Origin of the sequence: Paenibacillus polysaccharolyticus (genome assembly GCF_900102085.1) — a bacterium.
GTDB classification, from domain to species: domain Bacteria; phylum Bacillota; class Bacilli; order Paenibacillales; family Paenibacillaceae; genus Paenibacillus; species Paenibacillus polysaccharolyticus.
The window spans coordinates 228235-253065 of the sequence record NZ_FMVM01000009.1 but is presented as its reverse complement, the minus strand read 5'-3'; the positions used below and the strand labels follow the sequence as shown (position 1 = coordinate 253065).

Sequence of the window (24831 nt, the reverse complement as noted above, 5' to 3'; positions counted from 1 at the left end):
TTTGAAAAGGGGGCGAAGCTATGCATATCAGGTTAGCACGTGAAGGGGATGCGAGGGGGATCGCATACGTACATACAGAGAGCTGGAAAACGACATACCGCGGAATTGTGCCAGATCACGTTTTGCATCTTTTGACTACAGAATCACGATTAGCTCAGTGGGAGCAGCAGTTACGCGCTAGCGAAAATGATCAGATTTTGATCGTCGCCGAGGATGAAGAGGGGGAAATTGTCGGTTTTGCCTGTGGAGGTAAGGAACGCGAAGGTCAACTACCCTATGATGGCGAGTTGTACGCCATTTATCTGCTCCAGTCTCATCAAAATTCTGGAATAGGCAGACAACTTGTGAAGCAGGTGGTTCAGCACCTCCAGACATGCAAGATTGATAATATGATGATTTGGGCTTTGGAGCAAAACCCGGCGTGTCGTTTTTATGAAAAAATGGGTGGTATACCTGTTCATACACAGTCGATTCGTATCGGGGATGAAGATCTGGAGGAAGTCGCGTATGGTTGGCCTGATCTAACTCCGTTTGCCTAACTTCGAACAAGGTTAATGAATGAGACATCGTTTTTTTAATGTACATTCTAATCTGAAGATCGGAGGCTTGTGTAATGACTTTAGTAGATAACCAACATAAATCGGCGACATGGACTAAACAGTTCATTTCAGGTAAATGGGTGGAAGGCTCAGGCGAGAAAACGATTGAAAACATGAATCCGTATACGGGTGAAGTGATCGCGACCTGGCGTTCTTCCAGTCCAGAGGATATAGATCAGGCTTATAAGTCTGCGCAAAAGAGTTCGGTGGAATGGAAAGCAACGTTGCCTTCCGTTAAGGAAGGGGTGCTTCGTAAGGTCTCATCTTTAATGGAAGAACGAAAAGATGAGATTATACAGCTACTCATTACGGAATCCGGTAGCACACGCATCAAAGCTGAAGCAGAATTTGCCGCAGCGAAACGTATTGTGGATGAATCGGCTTCATTTCCTTTTCGAATGAAAGGCGAACTGCTTCCGTCCAATACGCCGGGCAAAGAAAATCGGGTAGTCCGTGAGCCCAAAGGGGTTATCGGCGTTATTGGACCATGGAATTTTCCGCTACATCTATGTTTGCGTTCCGTCGCACCCGCAATCGCACTCGGCAACGGTGTGGTGATTAAACCCGCTTCAGATACACCGATTACAGCAGGATGGCTGATTGCGGATCTGTTTGAACAAGCGGGTCTGCCAGAGGGGGTATTAAATGTAGTCGCCGGAAGTGGCAGCGAGATTGGGGATTATTTTGTCACACATCCCATTCCTAAAGTCATTTCATTTACGGGTTCTACAGAAGTGGGTAGGGGCATTGGTAAACTCGCCGGTGAGCATCTCAAAGAAACTGCACTGGAACTCGGCGGCAACAATGCGATGATCGTTCTGGATGATGCGGATGTTGAGCATGCGGCTCAGGCTGCTGTATTCGGAAAGTTCCTGCATCAGGGTCAGATTTGCATGGCGCTAAACCGTATTATCGTACACGAAGATATTTACGATCGGTTTGTTCAATCCTTTGTTAACAAAACGAAAAACATACATGCCGGTGATCCGGCTGACGAGAAAACACTGGTAGGTCCCCTAATCCGAAAGAAAGAAGTGGAACGGCTTCTAGAGCTCGTACAGCAGGCTAAAGAGGAAGGCGCGCAATTAGTGCTTGGCGGAACACATCAGGAAAGTGTGCTTATGCCAACCGTGCTTGCGGATGTCCAACGCGAGCAGGAGATTGTACAGCAGGAGCTGTTCGGACCAGTAGCTATCATTATGAAAGCTACAGATGAGCAGGATGCTATTGGGCTGGCTAATGATACTCCTTATGGTCTGAGTGGCTCTGTATTTACGGCCAATCTGGAGCGGGGGTACCGGGTGGCAGGGCAGATTGAATCGGGTATGGTACATGTCAACGATCAATCGGTGAATGATGAAGCACATGTCATGTTTGGCGGAGAGAAATCGTCAGGCATAGGTCGTTTTGGCGGAGACTGGGCGATTGATAAATTCACACGTACACGCTGGATCAGTCTACAACATCAATTTCGGGAGTATCCGGGCGTGAACTAAGTCGAATATGCATGAATAGAGAGATGTAGTCCGTGGTTTATCCGAGTCGGTTCGCGATGAAGCGACAGGAGGTGCATGAAGCCCGTCTGAGCGATATTGGGACGGGCTTTTGCATCATTTTACAACGGATGCAAATAACACTCTCAATCGAATGAAAAAGCTGTTTGGGCAACTTCTGATCTGGTTATTTATGGATACACGGGACGAAGTACTCCGTAAAAATCATGGCAAAGGGGCTTGGAACTTATGTCCATTGACCGCTTTATTTTAAGGAAAATAAATACCTGTCAGGAAGAACATACACGAGAAAATTTGGTTAGATTGTTTGTCATTCGAATACGAAAAGCTGAGTTTGCAGAAGAACATGATGCGGCTTACGTGTTGGAAAAGCTGAAATAAGAGGGTGCGGATATGCCCAAAACCACGTCAAAAAGGAAGCTTGTCCTTTATAGGGAAGCTTCCTTTTTCATGGTAACGCATAAACGAAGGTTACTGGACTCTTCTTCAATATAACGATAGAGCAAGAGAGTCATTTTCGCTGCGGCTATGAAGAATAGCTTCGCCGCCAACAATTTCAATACTAATCAAAGAGTGCAGACATTTTTGCAAAGCGCGTTTACCATTACTGATCTTATGCTCAAGAGCACTGCTAAGCAATCTTAATGTTTTTTGCACAGGTTGTTTGTTTTCTTGATTAAAATATACAGGGATTGATTTGTCTTGAAAAGTTATTAGAGTTCTCACTTGAAATCACCTCACGAGAGTTATTTCATACAGGTAATATTAAATACCAATGCTTAAAATTACCTTAAAATCAGCTTATGAAAACATAAAGGTGGATAAAGTTTGAAAAGTGTTCACAATTCAATTGTGGACGAAGGAATAAAAGTCCCGAATCTCTTCTTTCTTTTTCTATTAAATGGAAATCACAGCGATAGTTTCGCATCATTGCAATTTTTTTACCAAACAATGACACAAAAGTTCTGAGTCAAATGGACGATATTTTAATATAAACGTGGGTCATATGTAACAAAATTACAGCGAATACGTTGCAAACAAGGGTTTTATATAAGAAAATAGGATGGAATACCGTTTCACTCGCATTTTTTTGATTTAATCTGACATTAGGACAATTTACATATGAGACCTTGGGAGGGCTTCACATGATTCTAACCGTGTATTCCGGCCGGGAGGAAGGCGAATGGTTCGACATTGAGGTTCCGGATGAATGCACCATTGAACACCTGAAGACGTTGCTCGGTGTACGAATATTCGGACAGGCGCCGGGGGATGGCATTCAGTATATTTTGGAAGCTAAATTTCCTGAGGGACTATGGTTTACCCCCCAGAACGCCCAGCAGCTAATGGAGACGGGGCTACGTCAGGGAAGCTGTGTGCGTGTACAGCGGGCTTTTTCAACGACTTCTGAAGAGGCACCCATCTACGGGAGACGCTCATTATTTCAGCAGGAGAGCAACGAATGACGCTCTGTGGCGTATCATTCATTAATTGAACGACTAAAAGGAGGTCTTTTCTTCGTGAATGTGTTATATCAGCGTTCTCCGAGAATGACACCGGTTTTGAAGGAAGAGAGCCTCGAAATTCTCAGGCCGCCTGCAGAACCGAACAAACCTACATTTTCCATGATTTCAATCGTGGTTCCCGTGATGATGACGATGGTCAGCATCGGTTTCTACGTGTACATTAATATGACTGGCAAAATGAATAACAGCAATTATATGATGTTCCAGATGATGACGGTTATGATGATGCTTACATCGTACACCATTCCGTTCTTTGTATATCTCAGCAATAAAAAATCATATCGCAAAAAGATCGAGGAACGTAAAGCGATGTATCTTGCACAGCTGGATAAACATCGTGAAGAATTGAAGGAAGCACAGGCGGAGCAAGTGAAGAGCCTGCATGAAATCCATGGCGATCCATCCGTTTGCCTGCAAATTGTCAAGAACCGAAACAGCTCGCTTTGGGAGCGTTCCCCGGAAGATGACGATTTTTTACAGGTACGTATCGGTACAGGAGAGATTCCGTTTCGCATCAAACTTCAGGTACCGCGTATTGATGGATATGAAAAGGATGAGTTGATTGAGGCCGCACATGGGCTCGCTGCGGAATTTCAGACCGTGCCCGACGCCACGATAACCCTGCCTCTATTCGAATCCAAGGTCATGGGTCTGGTCGGGGATCGGGAAGAAGTGATGGCTTCGCTACGTGTTATCGTCTCACAGCTTACGGTGAGGCACTCACCGGATGAACTGAAACTTGCTGCATTTTATGAAGAAAAGGATACCAAGGAGTGGGAATGGCTCCGCTGGTTGCCTCATATTTGGGATGAGGATCAAGGACAGCGATATATGGCCGACAGGCACAGCAGTGCGCATCAATTGGCGGACAGCTTGTTTTCCGTGTTGAACCGCCGTCGTAATAACAAGGAAGATCGCTACAAAAAAGCGGTGCAAACTCCTTGTTATGTTATTATTCTGTCGGATACGCAACTGATCGAAGAAGAACCTCTACTTCCACTACTGCTGGAGGCTGCGCAAGAGATTGATGTATGCACGATTGTGCTGGCGAACCGCAAACAATCCCTTCCTATGCACTGCCAGTTAATTATGGAGGCTTCCAAAGGCAAAGGAGTGTACATCAAAAAGACGGAAGATGCGGATGTCGTCTCGCAGACCTATAAACCGGATGTGATCTCCAAGGAGATGGCAGAGGCGTTATCCCGTTATATGTCACCGATTCGTCTGAAGCGTTCCTCCGCTTCGGAGATCCCGCAAGTGTTGCCACTATTCGATATGCTCAGCACTTCACGTGTGGAGGATCTGGATGTTGTCTCCCGCTGGGGGCAAACCAGATATCCGGACACACTGCCTGTACCTATGGGGGTAAGAGCTGGTGGTAAAAAAATAGCTATTAATCTGCACGATAAAATCGAGCGGCAAGGGCATGGTCCCCATGGTTTGATTGCGGGTACAACAGGCTCAGGTAAGAGTGAGGTTATTCAGTCTATTGTTGCTTCACTGGCAGCCGAGTTCCATCCACATGATCTTGCTTTCATGCTGATCGACTATAAGGGCGGAGGTATGTCTAATACCTTTGTCGATCTACCGCATGTTGTAGGTACCATTACGAATCTGGATGGTAATCTTATTGAACGTGCCAATGTTTCTCTTCGCGCTGAACTGGTGAGAAGACAGAAGATTTTAAATGATGCGGGCAACCTGCAACATATTGATGAGTACTACAAAATTTTGCGTTCAAGACACGAACAACCACTGCCGCATCTTGTAATTATCATAGATGAGTTTGCTCAACTGAAACGTGACCAGCCGGAATTTATGGATGAGTTGATCAGTATTGCGGCGATCGGCCGGACACTGGGTGTTCATTTAATTCTCGCAACCCAAAAACCTGCGGGAGTCGTGGATGATAAAATTTGGAGTAACTCTCGTTTCCGTATCTGTCTTCGTGTTCAGAGCGAGGGAGACAGCAGAGATATGATAAAAATTCCGAATGCTGCATGGATTACGAAGCCTGGCCGAGGTTATTTTCAGGTCGGCAGTGACGAAGTCTTTGAAGAAATGCAATTTGCCTGGAGCGGCGCACCTTATAATCAGCAGGAGGATTCAACAACGGTACTGCCTGTAATGGAAGTACGTCTGAACGGCAAACGTGAACCACTGCTGACAGGAGAGCGAAGAGCTGTTCTCAAGGGAGAGGATGTGCCGAAACAGTTGCAAGTGTTCATTGATTATGTGGCAAAGGCTGCTACAGAAGCCGGCATAGAACGTTTGCCTGGACCTTGGTTGCCTCCGCTGCCAGAGATACTCGAACTGGACGGTCTTCACGACTGGAAGCAGAAGGAGAAAAGAGAATCTCTGCTTGATGATGGGGCGAGTGGTCTCAAACCTTTGGTGGGTATGCTGGATGATCTTCCGAATCAGCGTCAGTTGCCGCTGGCATTGCCTGTGGATCAAGGGCACCTTGTCGTATACGGAATGCCTGGACTTGGCAAAACGACTTTTGTTCAAACGTTATTGATGTCTCTTGCCCGTACGGAGCGCACAGAGCCGTGGAACGGATACATTATTGATATGGGACGTATGATGAAAGACTTCGCTGGGCTTCCGCAGATCGGTGGCGTGATGATGGCCGAGGAGGAAGACCGGATCAAGCGTTTGTTCCGTTACATTCTGAAAATCTCGGCGCAGCGCAAAGATATGATCTCGGAGGCCGGGGTTAAAACGATTTCGGCTTATCGTCGTACGGCTCATGCTACAGTTCCACAGATTATTGTGGTTATTGACGGATATATGTCTTTCCGTAATGCTTACCCGGATGAGAATGAATCGCTCGAGACCATTTTGCGAGAAGGCGGAAGTTTAGGTATTACCTTTGTGCTGACCGCGAATCGGGTCACTGATATTTTCGAAAAATTCAGAAGTAATATTCAAAATGCTGTTTCATTTGAGCTCTCTGATCCAAGTGATTATTATTATGCTGTAGGGCGGCCTTCCAAGGCGCCAAGCCAGCTGCCTCCTGGCCGAGGTCTAGTGAAGGGACAAGTCCCTCCGCTGATGTTTCAGGCTGCTCTGCCATCTTCAGGAGCGGACGAGGGTGAACGATCTGCCGCTTTACGGAGGGCAATTACAGAGATTCGTCAAGGCTGGACGGGTGAGGAAACGCCACAGATTGCGCCATTACCGGAAGAAATCAAGCTTAAAGATTTGCTTGTTCGTACAGGTACCTTCGGCAACGTAGGGGGAACTTCAACGGTAAATGTACCTGTAGGTCTTCTAACGGATGATTTGGAGCCGTTTGAACTTAACCTGCGTGAAGGGCCGCACTTTATGGTGACCAGTCCGATGGAAGGCGGTAAAACGACTTTCTTGCAAACCTGGATGTTATCACTGGCCTACCATGCTTCACCTGAGGATGTGCAAATATACACGGTAGATATGAGGTATGGGTCAGGTGGATTAGGTGAAATCAGCAGTTTGCCCCATGTCCGTGGACACGTATCGAGGGAAGAATTGCTTGCGCCTGTCATTCAGGAGTTGTACGATGAAGTTCTAAAACGTGGTGAGATTACCGGAGGACCCGAAATCGTACTTGTCGTGGATGATGCGGACACCTTGTCCAAACAGCTCACCGATTTTAATATCAAAGATCAACTCGGTGTTATTGTTCGTCAGGGCAGAGACAGAGGCATTCATGTGATTCTCTCAGGCGTTCCGGCGGATTTTCCGACGTTCGGTTCGGATTGGGTAAGTGATGTAAAAGCATCCCAAAGCGGATTGTTGTTCGGGACTTTGGACCCTAATGATCTCTCGTTCTTCCGTATACCTTATTCGGAATCCGGGGGTACCGCAGGTGGGCTGAAGGTACTGCCACCGGGTCAAGGTTATTATATAAAACGCAAATATTCCAGGGTTAAAGGTGCAGTTCCATGCGATAGCAGCTGGAAAATGAATAATTGGATTTCAGAAATTCGTGACCGATGGCATGTTGTAGTTTGAGGGGAGGTGGCTCATAATGTTGACGGTTCATGATTCTAAGCAAAAGGTAGTCACGTTACAGATTAAGGAACTATTTTTCCTGGCTGGTATTCTCGGTTCAGATCGATTGCTCGGCGTGGAAGACCCTTTCCGAGGTTATATGGCAGAAGATATTGCCATGGAATGGGAGCGTGTCAAAACCTCTTTGCTAGACAAAGGCTACTTGATTCAGGATCAAGATACCAATGAGCTGATCATGACACCAACCGTTTTTTCCAGAGTAGCCATTGCCGGATTATCCGACAGAGCGTGCTGGCTCCGTTATACGATTGACGGGAAGTCGCAGGAAAGTTATATACACTGCACGGATGAACGGGTCGTTGAAGTAGCCCGCGCTACGGATGTCCCCGATTCGTTCCGTCTAAGTGACTTGGGTAATGTTCGTGAAGCCATTGATGTTCTGATTGAGCGGATGAGGTGGAGCGGCCATTCTCCAGTGGATAAACCGGCACTGATGTGTTCCAAGAAAAAGTTTTATGATGTCATGAACGGATTGAAGGGGTATGAAGTACAAACCGTGGCTGATGAGCTCTCACAGGAAACGAATGATCCTGAAGGTTCACTGGCATTAGCACGTTGTCTGGTAGGCAAGCAATCTGACGGAGAGCTCAGATTGCTTGTATGGGGACAGGAGGGCTGGCAGTCACAATCGGCGGCATTTACCGCGAGTGCAGCCTCCAACTGGTTATTCCGAATGAGCACGGCGGCTTCGGATGACTGGCTCGTTGCAGCGCTCACAACAAAAGAACAGTTTCACGAAATGCTGCTGGACTGGCTTAAACAGCCTGCAGGGGAAGAGGAAAGGTGATGGTAAATGCGCATTCGTGTGGAACCGGATGTGCTTCGGGCACTGAGCAGGCAGATTCAGTATGCAGCGGAGCAAATACAGCAAAAAATGACAGTGTTGGATCAGGCGATACATTCGCTGGATTGGGATATCGAGTCCCGTGCAGCGGTGATGAGCGAATGGAATCGTAGTAAACGGCTGGGTGAGGAAGCCCTTCGTCGTTTGATGGACTTAAGTGTACAGCTCGGGCGCAAGGCATTGTTATTCCAACAAGCAGACATGGAATATCGTTCCGTGCTGAGTCATGTCAATGTGGCCTATGGCAATGCGGTCAATATGCTGAATGTTCTTCAGAGTAGCCGCGATGGCGATATCCTGCCTGCGCATGCTGCTGATGTAGCTGTTGTATCCGACCCGCTTTCCGCTATGGCGGCTGTGTATCGGATACAGGATAGTGCTCCACCTGATGGTTCTCCGGCAACCCTTGTTCAGGCTACACAGCCTGAGCCTGTTTCATGGAGATTCAGAGACCCTTCTTTTCGAGAAAGAAGAGGAACTGAACCTGTAGTTTCATAGCGGCCTACCAAATGTAGTACAACTGCACGTTAAATAAATTGTAAATAGTCTGTTAGTTGAAGTTTCATATGCTAAAAATGGGGTAAATAGGATTAGGTCCTTCGGCTTTTGTCCGAATGATCCTTGTATAGTACAATTTGAACAAACAAATTTAATTGCACACATCAAGGAGGAATTTAACAATGGCAGGACGTATTTTAGTTACCCCAGAACAACTGGATCAGGTTTCAAACCAATTCAAACAAAGTGGAGAACAAAGTCAACAAATCGTATCTTCATTGACTCAATCCATCACAAGCATGGAAGGACAATGGGAAGGTATGACGAAGCAACGTTTCTTCCAAGAGTTCCAGGAAGCTAGCAAACAAATGCAATCCTTCGTTCAAACGTTGAATAGCATTAGTGTAGAACTTTCAGCAATCGCGACTAAATTCCGCACAGCAGACCAATCTCGTTAATCTGCTCTTACATAGGTCCAGACGATTTGATAATTTTCATCGTCCTGGCCATATGCGGGCATCAAGTTAAAGATTGCAAGATTACGGCAAAAACCGGGTGGATTACACCCGGTTTTTGCCGCAACTATGACACAAAAAACAGAGAGAGGGATGAGCATGTCTTTTCAACCGAATCCCGGCGATGAAGTGGTGATTAATGATATTGCCTATACGATTGGTCAGCATCCGGCTGCGCCGGGGCTTGCTTATGCCCAAGCGGGAAGGCAAGGTATAGTTTATCAATTGATTCCCCGGACGGGTACCATTCATGGGGCCAAAGCACTAAAAGTATTTTTTCCAAAATTCCGTATCCCGGCAATGGTCTATCAGTCTGAGCATATGGAGCCATATAGTGAACTGCCAGGCTTGCGGGTGTGCAAGCGTGAAGTGCTCACTCCGGAAAGAAACGGAGCGCTTATTGGAGAACATCCCGATCTGTTATATGCAGTACTGATGCCATGGGTACAGGGTCTGACCTGGTTCGATGTGATCAGTGATCAAAAGCAGCTGACAGCGGAGGAAAGTCTGCAGCTGGCTAGAGCACTTGCAGGTACAGGTTCTGCAATGGAGCAACGTGGACTCGCACATTGTGATATGTCTGCTCCGAATGTAATGATTCCGTTTTTTTCCGAAGTGCAGAACTCGGCCCTGACTTCTGCAGTTGAACTGGTTGATGTGGAGCAGATGTACGGCTCCAAGATGGATCGACCAGATGCATTACTTGCTGGTTCACCTGGTTACGCAGCCCATCGAACGGTACACAGCGGCTTGTGGAGTTCTTATGCAGATCGATTTGCCGGAGCTGTTATTATCGCCGAGATGTTATGCTGGTCCGACCCCGCCATCGTAGAGAAAGCTTGGGGAGAAAGTTATTTTGATCAACATGAGATGCAGACTTCGAGCGAGCGTTATTTCACGATGCGCGGTTCCCTTGAGAATCGCTGGGGCTCCAAATTATCAGATCTGTTTATCCGGGCATGGGAAAGTCATGATCTGAGCAGTTGTCCAACGTTTGGGGAATGGTACATTGCCCTTGCGTCTGTGGACACCCAGCAGGCTGAAGCCTTTCTGGCTGCTCTGGAAGCGCCGCAAGAGGATGTAACAGAATCTTCAGAAACTGATGTGGTTGCCACGCCAAAAGACTCTGAAACATCAACGAGTGTGAAACAAGATGCTAAAGCTGGAAATACATCGAATTCAAAACAATCTCCGGACCAGGAGGCCGTTGTAAACCGGCTGTTTTTACAAGCGAGAGCGCTGGAGGATGAAGACAAACCAGCAGCGGCCCTTGAGGTTTATCGGTCACTGTATCACTTCATTCCGGATAACAGTGCGATGCAGCTGGAAGTAGAGGCCGCAATCAAGGAACTGGATGCCAAAATCAACTCAAACACGGAGACTACTGAGCCGGCAGTGATTCCATTCTACCGTTCCAGAAAATTCATGATCTCCTCGGCAGTGCTCATTGTACTGCTTGCCGGGGGTGTACCCACAGTTAAAATCCTTGCCGATCAGGCCGAGGTTAAACAGCAGGAGGCTGCTCGTATAGCCGCAGCAAAAGCGGCAAAAGATGCGGAAGCCGCCAAGCTCAAACAGGCAGAAGCCGAAAAGCAAAAGGCTGCAGAAGCGGCAAAGCAGGAAGCTGATGCAAAGAAAAAGCTTGCTGAGGCTAAACAAAAGGAAGCAGAAACGAAGAAACAAGAGGAAGAACGTAAAGCCTTGCAGGCTAAATACGAGAAGCAGGCTAAATATGAAGCTTATCTGGCGAAGCAGGAGCAACAGAAAAAAGAAGCAGCACGTAAAGCACTGCAAGCAAAATACGACCAGCAAGCGAAGTATGAAGCTTATATAGCGTGGAAAAAAGAAAATGACGCCAGAATTGCAAAGGAGAAGGCTGCTGCCGAAGCCAAACGTAAGCAAGAGTTGGCTCAGAAAGAAGCTCTTAAGAAAAGACGGGCTCAAAATGTCGTGACACTGATTGCAAGCTATAACAAGGCGTACAATGCACAAATAGGAAGAAAAACGGACAGCGCTCTTTCGTATGCTCGCGATTTCAAAAACCTATATAATACGGACGCTTCGTATTTTAAAGGTGTAGGTAAAGTGGCGGCACGAATGAGTGCGATCAACAAATTTTTGAGTAATTCCAAGTACTCACTGCCAGACTTATAAATTTATATTAAATAATAGAGGTGACACACTCTAGATGAACTACACAATTCAAGCATCGCAACGTACACCTGCACTTATTATTTATTTAATTGATATTAGCGCCTCCATGAATATGGTTCTGGACAATCGTCGCCGGATTGACATCGTTTATGATGCTTTATCTTTGGCGATCCGGCAGATGGTATTTCGTTCAACCAAAGGAAATCGGCTGACGCCGCGTTACCGAATTGCTATTTTGGCCTACAGTGACGATGTATATGATGTATTAAACGGGATTAAAGGAATCGATGAGGTTGCGGCTGTAGGTTCGTTGCCTGATTTGACACCTCGACGTTTCTCAGACTCCGCAAAAGCATTTTTGCAGGCAGAGAAAATTTTGCAAGCAGAAATACCTAACATGCAGGACTGCCCTGCGCCACTCGTATGTCATATGACCGATGGTGTTGCGACTGGAGAAGACCCGGAGCCGATCGCCAAGCGCATTATGGGCATGAGTGTGCCGGATGGCAATGTTTTGGTTGAAAATATATTTATAAGTGATCATCTGCTGGAAGCTCCGATTGCAGAGCCTAGACGCTGGAAGGGGATCTCACCAGAGACAAACCTGCAAGACGAGCATGGGGAGAAGTTGCGTAATATGTCATCCGTGCTGCCTGAAAGCTATCGCGAAATGTTGGTGGAGGCAGATTATTTGCTAGCACCAGGCGCACTCATGATGTTGCCTGGTACTTGTGCAGAACTGGTATCCATTGGATTCCAGATGTCTGCTGCAACACCTGTAAGATAGGAGGGGAATCATGCGAGCAATGCGTATGGCAACATTGTCTGCCAGTGATCGAGGGGGACATGCGAAGCAGCAACAGGATAATTTTCGCTATGTAAGCATTCAGACTGGGGAACAGCCGTTAACTCGTTACCAAGGCAAGCTGAAATGCAGATACGGATATGGACGTGCAGCCGAAACCGTGAACCAGGGTGACGCAGGGCAAGACTTTGTTGCGATTCGCATGCAAGGTAATGTCTGTCATTTTGTATTGTGTGATGGAGTTGGCATGAGTTATCTGGGTGATTTTGCTGCGCGTTTTCTCGGTAGTGCGCTACTGGAATGGCTGGAAACGACGTCATCATTAACCGCTGAAGGGGTCGAACAGTTTCTGCAAAGTCTGACGGGTTCCGCATCTGAACAGTTAGAACAACTACAGCCCTTGGATACCTCGCCTCTTCTGCTACGGGAGGTATTGATGGAAAAGCGAAGCCAAGGAAGTCAGGCCATGTATGTATGCGGACGCATTGAACTCACATCTGGAAGACGGAAGAGCCGAGTATGGTTGGCATGGCAAGGAGATTCCAGAATCCGGCTCTGGCGTAATGGACAGGAGCAGTCGGAACAATTCCAAACACATTGCAAGACCAATGAGCGTTGGTCTACACGAGAAGGCTCCATAGGGGGGAGACCCCATGTTTTCGAAATGAAAGGTTCAGGAAGTGAATCATTTCGCCTTCAACTGTATACAGACGGACTGAATGATCTCGATGCCATTGGTACATACATCCCGGATGAACATATTCAAGTGTTGCTGGATGCCGCCCATACCGGCGGACTTGAGGATGATGCCGCTTTCATCGAACTGGAGTGGTGAACACGCCCTGTAACGAGGATCGTTTTCTGAGATAGATCTGCGTGTGGCTGGTGCAGATCGTCAGTGTATGTAACTGCCTGAAAATGAAAAAAGTTACGAGTGTTGATTTAAAAGCTGCTGGTTTTGGGTAATCTTGTGAAGAATTGATTGAAAATAAAATCAGATTAAATCTTTACATAATTTCCAAGACGAAGGAGTGGTTGGGCTATGACACAACACAGCAGCAGATCACCATTTCAAGGTAAGGTGGCTATCATTACAGGAGCTGGCTCGGGAATCGGCAAGGCCACGGCACTCAAGCTGGCGAATGAAGGGGCGCATGTAGCGTTGTTCGATCTGGTGAATGATCGGATTTCAAAGACAGAAGCGGAGATTAATGCGAACCATGAAGGGGCTGCACGAGCATTCGATGTGGACATTTCCGATCCGGCACGGGTTGAAAAGGCTGTACTGGAAACGGTGGAATTGTTTGGAGGACTGGATATCGTTTTTGCTAATGCGGGCATTAACGGGGTGTCTGCTCCAATCGAGGAAATTCAGGTACAGGACTGGCAACAGATTATTACGACGAACTTGAACGGTACATTTTTTACTGTAAAATATGCTCTCCCACATCTGAAAAAACGCGGCGGCGGTAGCATTATTATTACGAGCTCGATCAATGGGAATCAGCGTTTCTCCAGCTTCGGTATGTCGGCGTACAGTACGTCAAAGGCAGGACAGGTTGCTTTTGCCAAGATGGCGGCTTTGGAGCTGGCGAAATTCAAGATCAGAGTCAACGTAATCTGTCCAGGTGCGATTGCTACCAATATTGATCAAAGTACGATCAAAACAGATGACCTTCAGGACATTATCATCCCGATGGAATTCCCGGAAGGACAGCAGCCACTCGCGGATGGACCAGGGCAGCCAGAGCACGTTGCGGATCTGGTTAGCTTCCTCGCTTCGGGCGCATCCAAACATATTACTGGAGCCGAGATTGTGATCGATGGTGCGGAGTCTCTGCTGAGCTGATCGGGTAAACGATGGGGACGTAACCGGATAAGACAGTAACCGTTATTCGTAGATGATTAGCCCACAAGCTGAATGTTAGATAATTGAATGAGTTTGGGTAATATCCATAAGTTATGGATGTCATATAGTCGTTCCTTCGGGACGGCTTTTTTTGTTATAATGCTAACATTCGAATAGTGAGCTTATAGAATGATATCGAAACGGTAAGATATGCATTAGGAGCGATGATATGTACACTGATTTACCAATACAAGCGATTATTCCGCAGGTACAGCAGCTGTTCCGTGACCAGGATACAGGTGTTTTGATTGCTGAACCGGGCGCCGGAAAAACAACGGTTGTGCCGCTGGCGATGCTTGAACAGCCTTGGCTGGATGGCAAAAAAATCATTATGCTGGAGCCGCGGAGACTCGCTGCTCGTTCAGCCGCGTCGAGAATGGCAGCAACGCTGGGTGAAAAGGCAGGACAAACGGTCGGATACCGCGTACGAATGGATACCCGGGTAAGCCCGGCTACACGAATCGAAGTGGTCACTGAGGGTGTATTAACACGTATGCTACAGCAGGATCAGGGACTTGAAGATACGGCAATGATCATTTTTGACGAGTTTCATGAAAGGCACCTGCACGGGGATCTGGGACTGGCTTTGGCGCTGGAATCGCGGGCCATGTTGCGGCCGGATCTGAAGCTGCTGGTCATGTCGGCAACGCTTGACCCAGAACCGGTCTGTCGTATGCTGGGCGAAGATACACAAGTTGTGCATTGTAAAGGCCGTACGTTTCCGGTGGAAACGAAATATGCCGGGAAACCTGCCGCAGTTGAAATCGAGAGCTGGACGGCTCGTACCATTATTCGGGCATTGAGTGAAGAACAAGGGGACGTTTTGGTTTTTCTTCCCGGAGCGAGAGAGATTCATCGTACGGAAAGGGAACTGTTGCAAGCATCTCTTCCTCCGCAGGTCCTTGTACATACGCTGTATGGCAGTATGTCTGCCGAGAAGCAGGATGAAGCAATCCGGCCTGCGGCGGGTGGCTGGCGCAAGGTTGTGCTATCCACTTCCATTGCGGAGTCGAGTCTGACTCTTCCGGGTGTAAAAGTGGTCGTGGATGCAGGACTCAGCCGGGCGTCGGCTTTCTCGCCAAGGACGGGTATGAGCCGGCTTGTCACACAGCCGGTCTCCAAGGCGTCCGCCGACCAGCGACGAGGACGTGCGGGGCGTATTGCCCCGGGGGTGTGTTACCGGCTATGGAGCGAGGAGGCTCATGGCGCGTTGCCTGAAGCAACACGCCCGGAGATCACCTCCGCGGATCTTGCGCCGCTGGCGCTGGAGCTTGCCGCGTGGGGTGTCCAGTCCCCAGCTGAGCTTAGCTGGCTGGACACCCCGCCTGATGCGGCTTACGCTCAGGCACAGGCGCTGCTGCGCCAGCTGGGCGGCCTGGACGACGCAGGCCGCCTCACGCCCTTTGGGCGGCGGATGAACACGCTTGGCGTTCATCCGCGGCTGGCCAGCATGTTGCTCCGCGCGGCGGAGCTTGGGCTGGCCAGCTACGCCAGCACGCTGGCGGCGCTGCTGCAGGAGCCGGCAGGCCTCCGCAGCAGCAGCGCAAGTGCTGGCGGCGCGGGCACGGACTTGCGCCCGCGCGTAGAAGCGCTGCTGGCCGCAGGCAGCAGCGGGGGGCCGCCAGCGGCGGCGGCTGGCGCAGACGGTGCTGCCGTGCGGCGCATGTTGCAGGAGAGCCGCCAGCTATGCTCGGCGCTCGGCAACGCGGCGGCCGATCCGGTGCGGCCGGATGAGGACAGCTGCGGGTTGCTGCTGTCCTTTGCGTATCCGGACCGGATCGGGCAACGCCGCGAGGATGGCCGCTATCTGCTGAGCAGCGGCCGAGGGGTACGGCTCGCGGGGGCAGAGTCGCTGAGCCGTTCCGCCTATCTGGTCGCAGCCGAGGCCGACGACCAGGGCGCAGATGCGCGTATCCTGCTGGCTGCGCCAGTGCAGGAGCAGGCGATGCTGCGTGCCGCGCAGCATCTATTGCACGAGGAGGTGCTGGTGGCTTGGGATCGCACGACTAGAAGTGTGCGGGCACATAAGCGGCAGCGCATCGGAGCAATAATGATCAAGGAAAGCATGATTGCACAGCCACCGGAAGATCAGGTGCTGGAAGCACTATTGTCAGGGATACGACTGGAAGGGTTGGACATCCTGCCGTGGAGTAAAACATCGCGCCAACTTGCGGAGCGCATGCGTTTTCTGCATCTGCACATGCCAGACTGGCCTGATCTGATCGAGAATCATCTGACGGATGAGTTGCAGGAACAGCTTGCACCTTATCTGGCAGGAATGCGCTCGGCCGCTGATCTGAAGAAACTGTCCATGCATGATGTACTTTTAGGCGGACTTAGCTGGGCGCAGCGGCAACAGCTAGATGAAGAGGCGCCTACCCACATTCAGGTTCCGAGTGGTTCTCGGATTCCTGTGGATTACAGCAATCCGGAAGATCCAATCCTGGCTGTTCGATTACAAGAGATGTTTGGACAGCAAGAGACCCCTCACATCGGGGGCGGTCGCGTTCCGGTCACGCTACATCTATTATCTCCGGCGCAACGTCCTGTGCAGGTTACAAGAGATTTGGCTAATTTCTGGCGTGAGACCTATTTTGAAGTGAAGAAAGATTTAAAAGGGCGATATCCGAAACATTACTGGCCGGATAATCCGCTTGAAGCGATCGCAACGAATCGTGCGAAACCGCGAACAACCTGATAATCAGGTTGTTCATAATCTACAGAAGTCAAACTGAACATGTCTATACCTACAGTCTGATGACAGAATAACCCTAAGGAACGCTGTATTTTCGCTTTGTCTTGTATGCTTCTCTCGTCGCGAAGCATATGCACCAGACGCAAATTTCATTTTGAGCGGAAACATCCACGCAGTATCGCTGTTTCAGTTTTTTTCTATGGATGATCTCGTCATTTTTTGTCTCCAAAGGTATTCGGTCTTTTGGCTCAAATTAGTATTTATGCATATGATCATTAGCCCAGAGACGTTTGAAAGAGAGAATGACGGGTAATAACATAGCGAACCACTCAAATCCATGAGGAGGTATTCACTATGAAGAAGAAAATCGTAGGTGTGTTTAATACAGAGCGTGAGGCATCCGATGCTATTGAAAGTTTGAAAGCCGAAGGATTTACATCGGATGAGATATCTGTCGTAACGCAGGACAGAGATGAGCTGAAGGCTATTCGGGAAGAGACAGGCACAAAAGCGCCAGAGGGTGTAGCAGCAGGTGCAGCCACAGGTGGTGTGCTTGGAGGTGTAGCAGGTTTGCTTGCTGGCATTGGTGCACTGGCTATTCCGGGGATCGGCCCGATTCTGGCTGCAGGACCTATTGCCGCAGCATTTACAGGTGCAGCTGTAGGTGCAGGAGCCGGAGGATTGGTTGGCGGACTTGTAGGACTGGGTATTCCAGAAGAGGATGCGAGACAATATGAGGAGTATGTGCAGCATGGTAAAATTTTGTTGCTCGTAGACTCATCGGATCGGGATAGCGCGGTATACGATGTGTTTAACCTTAACCGTCAGACTCATTCCAACATCGATCCTGTGCATGGTGAAGATGTGAATACTGCTGATGCCCGTCCAGATCTTGATATGGAAGAACGCCGGATGGAAGCGCAGACCAAAGCTGCTCGTTTCGGCAACAACACCTTTTTGTAAAGACTGAACGCCACAGAACACATGCGGGCTCATTCGGGTTAGAGACTTGAAATAGCAATGATGCATGTGAACGATAAAACAGACTGAAGCCGGTCTCCGCTGAGGAGAGCGGTTTTTGTCCTCATAGGGGATTCGGCTATGTCAGGCAGGGAATAACAATACATACAGCAACACCGCAAGCGCGAGGCCAATCACAAGCAACAGGAGACTGAGAAAGGTGATAAGTCCGGTAGTGGCTTGGAAGGTCTGCTCATTAATCTGTGTGCGTTTACGGTGGTAAGCAATGGCTGAACAACCAATGACGGCAATGCCGCCAAAGAGAGAAGTGATTCCCGTGATGATGGCAGCAAGATGGGCAATGCGGTCATAGGTGGTTGAATGAAAACCGAAACCGGCGGCAAGGAAGCCGATCCCGGCCATTGCAATGCCTGTGCGCACCCAGGCGAGAAATGTACGTTCGTTAGCCAAGTGTTGTTGAACCGTTTTGGATTCAGGGATTCTGGATGATTTGTCAGACATTCGTTTTACATACCTCCAATGGATGGTTATCGTTTTTTATTTGATATTGCAAGAATTAAGAAAGGTAGGTTGAGTGATTTGCCTCGCAAAGAACGAATTACTGAAATCGAAACATTACGAGGCCTGGCCTTTGCAGCGGTTGTACTACAGCATTCAATTGCTCATTATTCGTTGGTTCCGCAGGCTGGACTTCAGGACGGCGTCGTGCTGGCCTTGCTACTGATGTTAGCGAAGTTTGCTGTGCCACTTTTTATATTTATAACCGGGATGGTGCTGTTCTACAACACAGGTGATAAGCTCCATTACGGCCAGTTTATGCGAAAAAGAGTCATGGATGTCATCTTGCCTTATGTGGTCTGGTCTCTTATTTATTTTATACTTGCCCCGCGTAACTGGGCAACATTCGGCTGGCAGGACATTCCGGACCTCGCTCTGAAGCTCGTGACGGGTAAGACGGCTTCACATTTCTGGTACATCATTATGCTCATTCAGTTTTACGTGTTTTTCCCGTTATTTTTGCGTGGTATTCGGTACGTGGTTCATCGTTACCAAGCCAAGGGGCGAATGCTCGCACTGCTGGGTTCAGGCGTCTTATTTCTGGTTCTATCCGATCAATTAAGGAATATTGCCGGATGGATGGAGCGAATGCAAATCCCCGTGCTGACAGATGCTTTTACAACCTATGCAGACCGTAATTTCATCTATTTCTTTTTTTATTTTGTACTTGGTGCTGCGGCAGGACTTTCGGTACAGCGCTGGAAAGAATGGATTAATCGGTTGCGCTGGGTCTACTGGTTGGTGTTTATAATCTTGGGTCTACGGTTTATGTATCTATTAATGCTGGAGTTTCAGAAACCCGAAGGAATTCAAATCCGTTTTTATACCGTCAGCCTGATCAGGCCGGATATGATTTTGTTCCTGATTGCTTCCATCATGGTCATGTACCAATTAGCCAGTAAGCTTCATCACCATCGTTTTCTTTACTGGCTAGGATGGATTGGCGGTATGTCGTATGGAGGATATTTGATGCACATGCTGGTACTGCGTTACAGTTACATTCCAGACGAATGGTTGTACGTGGCGTGGGGCTGGAATCCTGCGATACGCACGATTGTCACTTGGATTGTAGCACTGACCGCATCTTGTGTGCTGACTTGGGTGATCTCGCGTTTTAGATGGGGAAAATGGATCGTAGGCGTTGTACCGAAACACACCCAAGCCAATAAAACACCTGTTCCGGTCCAAAAATGATTATTTCATCATATGAAAAATTCACAATAATAAAAGCTGTGCTTTCTTACATCAGCCCTCCAATATCCAATCTCTTGATCCTGCTTACTCACCATAACAACACGTTACAAGAGTGGAATCAGGATCAAGATGGCAGGATCAGAACATATGTTTTATAATGAGAGATAGACAAGTTCTGACAGGAGGGAAAGCGCATGGCTTTTATGATTGCACAACGGGCATTTATCAAAGTTTATCTGATCACGATGGTGGAGCAACATAGAGGTTATGGTTACGAGATGCTGGAAGCGATGAAGCAGGAATTCAAAGATTACGGATATGTACCACCCCAAAGTGAAGTATATCGGGCATTACATGAGCTGGTGCAACAGGGCATCTTTTATCGAACCAAAAAATTAAAGGGAAACGACCCCAAAGTTGATTTCCAGGAAATTGTTCTTTATCACTTCACTGATGATGGGGCGGCCAAAGCAGAGTTGTACAAGAAACAGGTGAAAGCCGATCTGGATCGTTGTCTTGGCATTTTGCACAAGGCAGAAGCGGATAATTACGGTACGAAAGGAAGATGAGCATGAACAGACCTCTGCAGTGGGGTGTACTGGGTACTTCAACGATTGCCAAAAATGCTATTATTCCTGCAATTCAGCAGTCCGAACGGGGAGAAGTACTGGCGATTGCCAGCCGTTCCAAGGAAAAGGCTGAAGCTCTGGCTGAAGAGATGGACATTGTCAGATCCTATGGCAGTTATGAGGAACTTATTGCTGATCCGGATATCCAGGCCGTCTATATCCCGTTGCCAAACCATTTGCATCGAGAGTGGACGATTAAAGCTGCCGAGGCAGGAAAACATGTGCTTTGTGAAAAACCTGCCGCGCTGAATGCAAAGGAATCGATAGAGATGATTGAGGCATGTGAACGTCACGGGGTATTGTTCTCAGAAGCTATTATGTATCGATATCATCCGAAGCACAGACGAGTGCAGGAGATTATCGAGAGTGGCGAGATCGGCACGGTCAGAGCGATTCATGGTAATTTTACATGTAATACCGCAGATGACAAAGACAATGTGAGATTCAAAAAACACATGGGTGGGGGTTCTATTTTTGACCTCGGTGTATATCCCATTTCTGCTGCTCGGATGTATCTGAGACAAGAGCCGGAAGCCGTTACGGTTCATGCCTTATTCTCAGAGGAACATGATGGTGTGGATATGATGGCTTCAGGGCTGATTGAGTTTCCGAACGCAGTGGCTCTGACCTTTGATTGCGGCATGTGGGCGTCAGGACGGGCTGAGATGGAGATTCTCGGAACGGAAGGACGTATTGAGCTGCCTAAAGTGTTCGGCTGGGAGAATAGTGATATTCCGCCTCAGATCATCATTCATACGGATTCCGTCAGCCGGGAGGAACGAGTTTCGGTATCCAACTCCTATGTGCTTCAGGTCGAAACATTTGCAATGGCAGCTCTTGAGGGAGAGGCGTTGCCATTCGGTCCGGACAACACCATTTTGAACATGCGTGTGATTGATGCCTGTTTGGAATCTGCGCGCAAGCGTCAGCGGGTGCTGGTGGATCGTAGTCCGATTTAAACAACTGCTACAGCTGTAGTGCAATGACCTCCGGACTTTAACCTTTAGGCTGGAAATTTTAAAATCAGGCATGATACAGGACTCCATCGATGACGATGAGAGTCTTTTTTTGTGTGGTTATGCAAGGGCCATTCGGGATGGAGAGTTAAGCTTAATATTTGTTTAGATATTCAACGTTAAAAACATCCTTAAGGAATGACGTTAAAAATATTTTCACGTTTGTATTGATTTTTGCATAAACTTCGTTAAAATAATATTAACATGAAAAATATTTTAACGTTAAGGAGTGGAACAGTGATGAACGAGGGTGCTGTGGCGGGGAAACAAGGTTTGGGAGAATTAATTCGAATCAGGCCATATATGCAATTTATGTTGAGTAAGATGGTGTCCCGCTTTGGGGATTCCATCGATTCGATTGCGTATAGCTGGATGGTGTATATTTTAACCGGCTCCAAGGTACTGATGGGCACACTTCTAGCCGTTAACTTTTTACCGAATATTGTGTTTGGGCTATTCGCTGGGGCATTGGTGGATCGATTATCTCCGAAAAAAGTCATCGTCATGACGAATACCGGACGCGGAGTGATGGTTGGACTCACAGCACTTTTATTCGCCCTGGGGCAACTTGAGGTGTGGCATTTATTTGTATTCACGGTTCTAAACTCCTTGCTGGAATGTTTCACGTCACCTGCCGAGGTGTCCAGCGTTCCCAGGTTATTGCCTCAGTCCATGTTGCTTTCTGGTAACGCGATGACCTCTTCAGCGACTCGATTGGCTGAACTGGCGGGGCTAGCCGCGGCAGGCGCTTTAATTGCAACCGTGGGTATCGCGTGGACTATCTGGATTGACGCCGCGTTGTTTGCACTAAGCGCAATCTTGATGAGCCGGGTGGACTATCCAGAATGGATGTCACCGCGAGCAGTGTCATCTGGCGCCAAGAGTCTGATCTCCGAGATGGCGGAAGCTTTTCATTTTCTACGTAAACATGCCTTGTTATTTGTCTCTTCCGTGTTATTCGCTTGGGTTAACTTCTGCCTGATGCCATTTAATGTGCTACGTACACCTTACGTGATGGAAACACTGCAAGCAGGTGCTTGGGGATTAAGTCTGCTTAGTGGGCTTTTAGTTGGAGGGATCGTGCTTGGGGGTCTGTGGATGTCACAACAAGGGACGCGTTACCGTAAAAGCGTGCTGGTTATCACCGGCATTGTTATGCTTGGTTGCGGATACGCCATGACTGCACTTCCGGCTTATATGACGTCATTCCAGCTTCCAACGGCAGGTGTGTTCTGTCTGCTTATGGGTTTAGGTATACCGCTTGCTACAACGCCGCTCGTTTCATATCTGATGGAAGTAACCCCAGGTCATATGCTCGGAAGAGTGTCTGCGCTGCAAAGTATGCTGGTCCTAAGTGTTTCACCACTCGGTAGCCTTCTGTCCGGTGTTCTGGCCGATTGGTTTTCAATGCCGATCCTGTTCATTGTATTTGGCGTATTACTGGGGTTGTCTGCGATATTACTTCTTACCAGCAAAAGTTTTCGGCGGGAGATGTAAGTGTACGTCCTTTTGACCGAAGTCCTGTCTGAACGGTATAATATAGGGAACGAAGGGCAGGCAGGTACCCCGGAAATGAGGACTCGGATATGCAGCAACATAAAGTGCTCTCAACAATTGAAGAGATCAAAATATATTCTGATCCATACCGGATACAGATTATGAATATGTTTAACCGCCAGGGCAGACCTTCCACCGTGAAGGAAATTGCAGATCTGATGGGAGAAGTGCCTGCGAAGGTGCATTATCATGTGAAAAAACTGGAGAAAATCGGTCTTCTAACCATGGTATCCACTCGGGAAATCAACGGCATTATCGCAAAATATTACGAGCCCTTCTCGGGTGAAATCCACCTTCGTCACAAGGATGAAGAGGATGAAAATTCGCCGCTGAAGCAGGTTTTTCGCTCCGAAACGCTAAAGTTGCTGAACGAAATGTTCGAACAGAGCAGACAGCGCTTTATGAATCATGCAGAGCATGATCGACAGGAGAAACGTTTTATCTCGGATATGACGCTCTACGCTACGGCGGATGAAGTAGAGGAGCTATATCAGCAGATTGTAGAGCTGTGCAAACCGTATTTAACCAAGGATGAACAGAAATCAGACCATCAGGTTTTTCAGCTGTTCACGGCGCTGTCCAAAGAGGCACAGGTTGCGTCGCATTCTGATTCTGGAATTAAGAAGAAAAAGGCAGTTTCGGCTGAGCAGAAAAAAGAAAAAGAAATAGAGTCTGCTTCCAATGCATCTACAAAGGCACCCTCAAAGGCATCGAAAACATCCGAAACATCAAGTACGGCGAAGAAATCGAAACCTGCTGCCAAACGGAAAGTCTCAGAACCTAAGGCCTTTGATTCTACAGATGAATAGCTGATCAAGATCGAAATGAAACATGATAGTTCTTTGTAGTGTAAGGCGCAGGACGGACCAAATGTAGACGTATGATAGTCGATTCATTCATTTTAGGAAGAGAGAACAATCGGGTAGCATGGAGTTACAGCAAAAAAGCCGCCAATGGCGGCTTTTTATTATCATAATGCGATAGGGCTGATTCCATCCGAGTCGAAGTTACTTTACATGTTCTCGTCGTAATCCTTCACATCTCGTTTGGCGGCCATTGCGGGGGAATTGGATGTACCATAGTCCTCAACAGCTTCCCATGCTTCGGCATGGTCAAACTTGCCTGCGTTACGCTGTCTCACTTCCCCGGCACCACTCGGTGGCATCGTCATGACCTCTTCCTCAACAGGGCGATCATTACTTACGTCTCTGCTCGGAGTATCATCGATGCAATAGGCGGTATAAGGTATAGCTTGCAGCCGTTCAAAAGGGATTTCTTTGCCACATGTTACACAGGTTCCATATCTACCCTCATCCATACGTTCGAGGGCTTCATTGACCTGATTAAACTCTTCGGTTAGTGTATCGTCGATTGCGAGGTCACGGCTACGTTCAAACGTTTCTGTTCCCGCATCTGCCGGGTGATTATCGTAAGAGGAGAGTTCGCCAGTAGAATCTTTTAAAGACTCTGCTGGTGCACCATCCTCCATGCTGGATTCAAAATGACGTTGCAGATCCTCACGCTGTTCCAGCAGGGCTTGCTGTAATTCTTTACGTTGTTCTTGGGTTAATGTACTCATAAGGACATGCTCCTTTCCCGTTTGAGGGGTTGTAGTGACTTCTTACCCGAAAAGCAAGTGAAGCAATCATTTTGCGCATGAGAGGGCGGTTTCGTTTTATATCTGATGCATTATGTGTTATAAAAAATAGAGAGAGAAATTGCCGTGTGTTCTTTTCGGATGAATGGAACCGCTGCTCGGCTATAATGGAGGGTTGTCA

At 48.0% G+C, this 24831-nt stretch carries 22 protein-coding genes; 19 read left to right on the top strand and 3 right to left on the bottom strand.

All coding sequences use genetic code 11. The features are described from left to right. Positions 1–20 precede the first annotated feature (20 nt). The 3 genes from BLQ13_RS14605 to BLQ13_RS28545 all read left to right on the top strand — a co-directional run bounded on the left by BLQ13_RS14605 (position 21) and on the right by BLQ13_RS28545 (position 2494). On the top strand, positions 21–539 hold the full coding sequence (locus tag BLQ13_RS14605; protein ID WP_090921067.1) for a GNAT family N-acetyltransferase: 519 nt from the start codon (positions 21–23) through the stop codon (positions 537–539). Between the two features lie 74 nt (positions 540–613). Continuing rightward, positions 614–2095 carry an aldehyde dehydrogenase family protein gene (locus BLQ13_RS14600; RefSeq protein ID WP_090921065.1) on the top strand — a complete coding sequence of 494 codons (1482 nt, stop codon included), beginning with the start codon at positions 614–616 and terminating at the stop codon, positions 2093–2095. Between the two features lie 246 nt (positions 2096–2341). Continuing rightward, positions 2342–2494: a hypothetical protein gene (locus BLQ13_RS28545; protein WP_167375738.1), complete on the top strand. Its 153-nt coding sequence runs from the start codon at positions 2342–2344 to the stop codon at positions 2492–2494. Between the two features lie 105 nt (positions 2495–2599). Here the strand turns inward: BLQ13_RS28545 and BLQ13_RS14595 are convergent, their stop codons facing one another. Next, positions 2600–2839: a hypothetical protein gene (locus BLQ13_RS14595; RefSeq protein ID WP_090921063.1), complete on the bottom strand. Its 240-nt coding sequence runs from the start codon at positions 2837–2839 to the stop codon at positions 2600–2602. Positions 2840–3258: 419 nt separating this feature from the next. On the opposite strand from BLQ13_RS14595, the gene BLQ13_RS14590 reads away from it, so the two are divergent. The 11 genes from BLQ13_RS14590 (at position 3259) to BLQ13_RS14540 (ending at position 18081) form a co-directional block, all read left to right on the top strand. Beyond that, positions 3259–3579 carry a hypothetical protein gene (locus tag BLQ13_RS14590; protein ID WP_090921061.1) on the top strand — a complete coding sequence of 107 codons (321 nt, stop codon included), beginning with the start codon at positions 3259–3261 and terminating at the stop codon, positions 3577–3579. Positions 3580–3633: 54 nt separating this feature from the next. Next, on the top strand, positions 3634–7638 hold the full coding sequence (gene essC, locus BLQ13_RS14585) for a type VII secretion protein EssC (RefSeq protein WP_090921059.1): 4005 nt from the start codon (positions 3634–3636) through the stop codon (positions 7636–7638). Positions 7639–7654: 16 nt separating this feature from the next. Beyond that, positions 7655–8485 carry a hypothetical protein gene (locus BLQ13_RS14580; RefSeq protein ID WP_090921057.1) on the top strand — a complete coding sequence of 277 codons (831 nt, stop codon included), beginning with the start codon at positions 7655–7657 and terminating at the stop codon, positions 8483–8485. Between the two features lie 6 nt (positions 8486–8491). Continuing rightward, the gene (locus BLQ13_RS14575) at positions 8492–9040 is read left to right on the top strand and encodes a WXG100 family type VII secretion target (RefSeq protein WP_090921056.1); all 549 of its coding nucleotides are present in this window, start codon (positions 8492–8494) and stop codon (positions 9038–9040) included. Positions 9041–9222: 182 nt separating this feature from the next. Further along, complete coding sequence (locus tag BLQ13_RS14570) at positions 9223–9498, top strand: WXG100 family type VII secretion target (RefSeq protein ID WP_090921054.1); 276 nt, start codon at positions 9223–9225, stop codon at positions 9496–9498. Positions 9499–9654: 156 nt separating this feature from the next. Beyond that, a complete protein-coding gene (locus BLQ13_RS14565) occupies positions 9655–11709 on the top strand; it encodes a protein kinase family protein (RefSeq protein ID WP_090921052.1) in 2055 nt (684 codons plus the stop codon). Positions 11710–11743: 34 nt separating this feature from the next. Beyond that, a complete protein-coding gene (locus BLQ13_RS14560) occupies positions 11744–12496 on the top strand; it encodes a vWA domain-containing protein (protein ID WP_090921050.1) in 753 nt (250 codons plus the stop codon). Positions 12497–12506: 10 nt separating this feature from the next. Then, complete coding sequence (locus BLQ13_RS14555; protein ID WP_090921048.1) at positions 12507–13349, top strand: protein phosphatase 2C domain-containing protein; 843 nt, start codon at positions 12507–12509, stop codon at positions 13347–13349. Positions 13350–13556: 207 nt separating this feature from the next. Further along, positions 13557–14363 carry an SDR family oxidoreductase gene (locus BLQ13_RS14550; RefSeq protein WP_090921046.1) on the top strand — a complete coding sequence of 269 codons (807 nt, stop codon included), beginning with the start codon at positions 13557–13559 and terminating at the stop codon, positions 14361–14363. A 229-nt stretch (positions 14364–14592) separates the two neighbouring features. Continuing rightward, the gene (gene hrpB, locus BLQ13_RS14545) at positions 14593–17121 is read left to right on the top strand and encodes an ATP-dependent helicase HrpB (RefSeq protein WP_090921044.1); all 2529 of its coding nucleotides are present in this window, start codon (positions 14593–14595) and stop codon (positions 17119–17121) included. A gap of 351 nt (positions 17122–17472) precedes the next feature. Next, complete coding sequence (locus BLQ13_RS14540) at positions 17473–18081, top strand: general stress protein (RefSeq protein WP_090921042.1); 609 nt, start codon at positions 17473–17475, stop codon at positions 18079–18081. Between the two features lie 141 nt (positions 18082–18222). On the opposite strand, the gene BLQ13_RS14535 is transcribed toward BLQ13_RS14540, so the two are convergent. Beyond that, positions 18223–18600 (bottom strand): YidH family protein, encoded by a 378-nt coding sequence (locus BLQ13_RS14535; RefSeq protein WP_090921040.1) that lies wholly within the window; start codon positions 18598–18600, stop codon positions 18223–18225. 69 nt (positions 18601–18669) lie between these two features. On the opposite strand from BLQ13_RS14535, the gene BLQ13_RS14530 reads away from it, so the two are divergent. The 5 genes from BLQ13_RS14530 to BLQ13_RS14510 all read left to right on the top strand — a co-directional run bounded on the left by BLQ13_RS14530 (position 18670) and on the right by BLQ13_RS14510 (position 23862). Beyond that, a complete protein-coding gene (locus tag BLQ13_RS14530; protein ID WP_167375737.1) occupies positions 18670–19851 on the top strand; it encodes an acyltransferase in 1182 nt (393 codons plus the stop codon). A 194-nt stretch (positions 19852–20045) separates the two neighbouring features. Next, on the top strand, positions 20046–20420 hold the full coding sequence (locus tag BLQ13_RS14525; protein ID WP_090921036.1) for a replication termination protein: 375 nt from the start codon (positions 20046–20048) through the stop codon (positions 20418–20420). A gap of 2 nt (positions 20421–20422) precedes the next feature. Next, complete coding sequence (locus BLQ13_RS14520; protein WP_090921034.1) at positions 20423–21439, top strand: Gfo/Idh/MocA family protein; 1017 nt, start codon at positions 20423–20425, stop codon at positions 21437–21439. 297 nt (positions 21440–21736) lie between these two features. Further along, complete coding sequence (locus tag BLQ13_RS14515) at positions 21737–22993, top strand: MFS transporter (RefSeq protein ID WP_208606793.1); 1257 nt, start codon at positions 21737–21739, stop codon at positions 22991–22993. 89 nt (positions 22994–23082) lie between these two features. Then, the gene (locus BLQ13_RS14510) at positions 23083–23862 is read left to right on the top strand and encodes an ArsR/SmtB family transcription factor (RefSeq protein WP_244159319.1); all 780 of its coding nucleotides are present in this window, start codon (positions 23083–23085) and stop codon (positions 23860–23862) included. 203 nt (positions 23863–24065) lie between these two features. On the opposite strand, the gene BLQ13_RS14505 is transcribed toward BLQ13_RS14510, so the two are convergent. Continuing rightward, positions 24066–24632 carry a TraR/DksA C4-type zinc finger protein gene (locus tag BLQ13_RS14505; RefSeq protein WP_090921030.1) on the bottom strand — a complete coding sequence of 189 codons (567 nt, stop codon included), beginning with the start codon at positions 24630–24632 and terminating at the stop codon, positions 24066–24068. Positions 24633–24831 lie beyond the last annotated feature (199 nt).

Bases quoted from the DNA above. Each gene is read 5' to 3' on its own strand.
- BLQ13_RS14605 (WP_090921067.1), top strand. From the start codon at position 21: ATGCATATCAGGTTAGCACGTGAAGGGGATGCGAGGGGGATCGCATAC.
- BLQ13_RS14600 (WP_090921065.1), top strand. From the start codon at position 614: ATGACTTTAGTAGATAACCAACATAAATCGGCGACATGGACTAAACAG.
- BLQ13_RS28545 (WP_167375738.1), top strand. From the start codon at position 2,342: ATGTCCATTGACCGCTTTATTTTAAGGAAAATAAATACCTGTCAGGAA.
- BLQ13_RS14590 (WP_090921061.1), top strand. From the start codon at position 3,259: ATGATTCTAACCGTGTATTCCGGCCGGGAGGAAGGCGAATGGTTCGAC.
- BLQ13_RS14580 (WP_090921057.1), top strand. From the start codon at position 7,655: ATGTTGACGGTTCATGATTCTAAGCAAAAGGTAGTCACGTTACAGATT.
- BLQ13_RS14575 (WP_090921056.1), top strand. From the start codon at position 8,492: ATGCGCATTCGTGTGGAACCGGATGTGCTTCGGGCACTGAGCAGGCAG.
- BLQ13_RS14570 (WP_090921054.1), top strand. From the start codon at position 9,223: ATGGCAGGACGTATTTTAGTTACCCCAGAACAACTGGATCAGGTTTCA.
- BLQ13_RS14565 (WP_090921052.1), top strand. From the start codon at position 9,655: ATGTCTTTTCAACCGAATCCCGGCGATGAAGTGGTGATTAATGATATT.
- BLQ13_RS14560 (WP_090921050.1), top strand. From the start codon at position 11,744: ATGAACTACACAATTCAAGCATCGCAACGTACACCTGCACTTATTATT.
- BLQ13_RS14555 (WP_090921048.1), top strand. From the start codon at position 12,507: ATGCGAGCAATGCGTATGGCAACATTGTCTGCCAGTGATCGAGGGGGA.
- BLQ13_RS14550 (WP_090921046.1), top strand. From the start codon at position 13,557: ATGACACAACACAGCAGCAGATCACCATTTCAAGGTAAGGTGGCTATC.
- hrpB (WP_090921044.1), top strand. From the start codon at position 14,593: ATGTACACTGATTTACCAATACAAGCGATTATTCCGCAGGTACAGCAG.
- BLQ13_RS14540 (WP_090921042.1), top strand. From the start codon at position 17,473: ATGAAGAAGAAAATCGTAGGTGTGTTTAATACAGAGCGTGAGGCATCC.
- BLQ13_RS14535 (WP_090921040.1), bottom strand. From the start codon at position 18,600: ATGTCTGACAAATCATCCAGAATCCCTGAATCCAAAACGGTTCAACAA.
- BLQ13_RS14525 (WP_090921036.1), top strand. From the start codon at position 20,046: ATGGCTTTTATGATTGCACAACGGGCATTTATCAAAGTTTATCTGATC.
- BLQ13_RS14520 (WP_090921034.1), top strand. From the start codon at position 20,423: ATGAACAGACCTCTGCAGTGGGGTGTACTGGGTACTTCAACGATTGCC.
- BLQ13_RS14515 (WP_208606793.1), top strand. From the start codon at position 21,737: ATGAACGAGGGTGCTGTGGCGGGGAAACAAGGTTTGGGAGAATTAATT.
- BLQ13_RS14510 (WP_244159319.1), top strand. From the start codon at position 23,083: ATGCAGCAACATAAAGTGCTCTCAACAATTGAAGAGATCAAAATATAT.
- BLQ13_RS14505 (WP_090921030.1), bottom strand. From the start codon at position 24,632: ATGAGTACATTAACCCAAGAACAACGTAAAGAATTACAGCAAGCCCTG.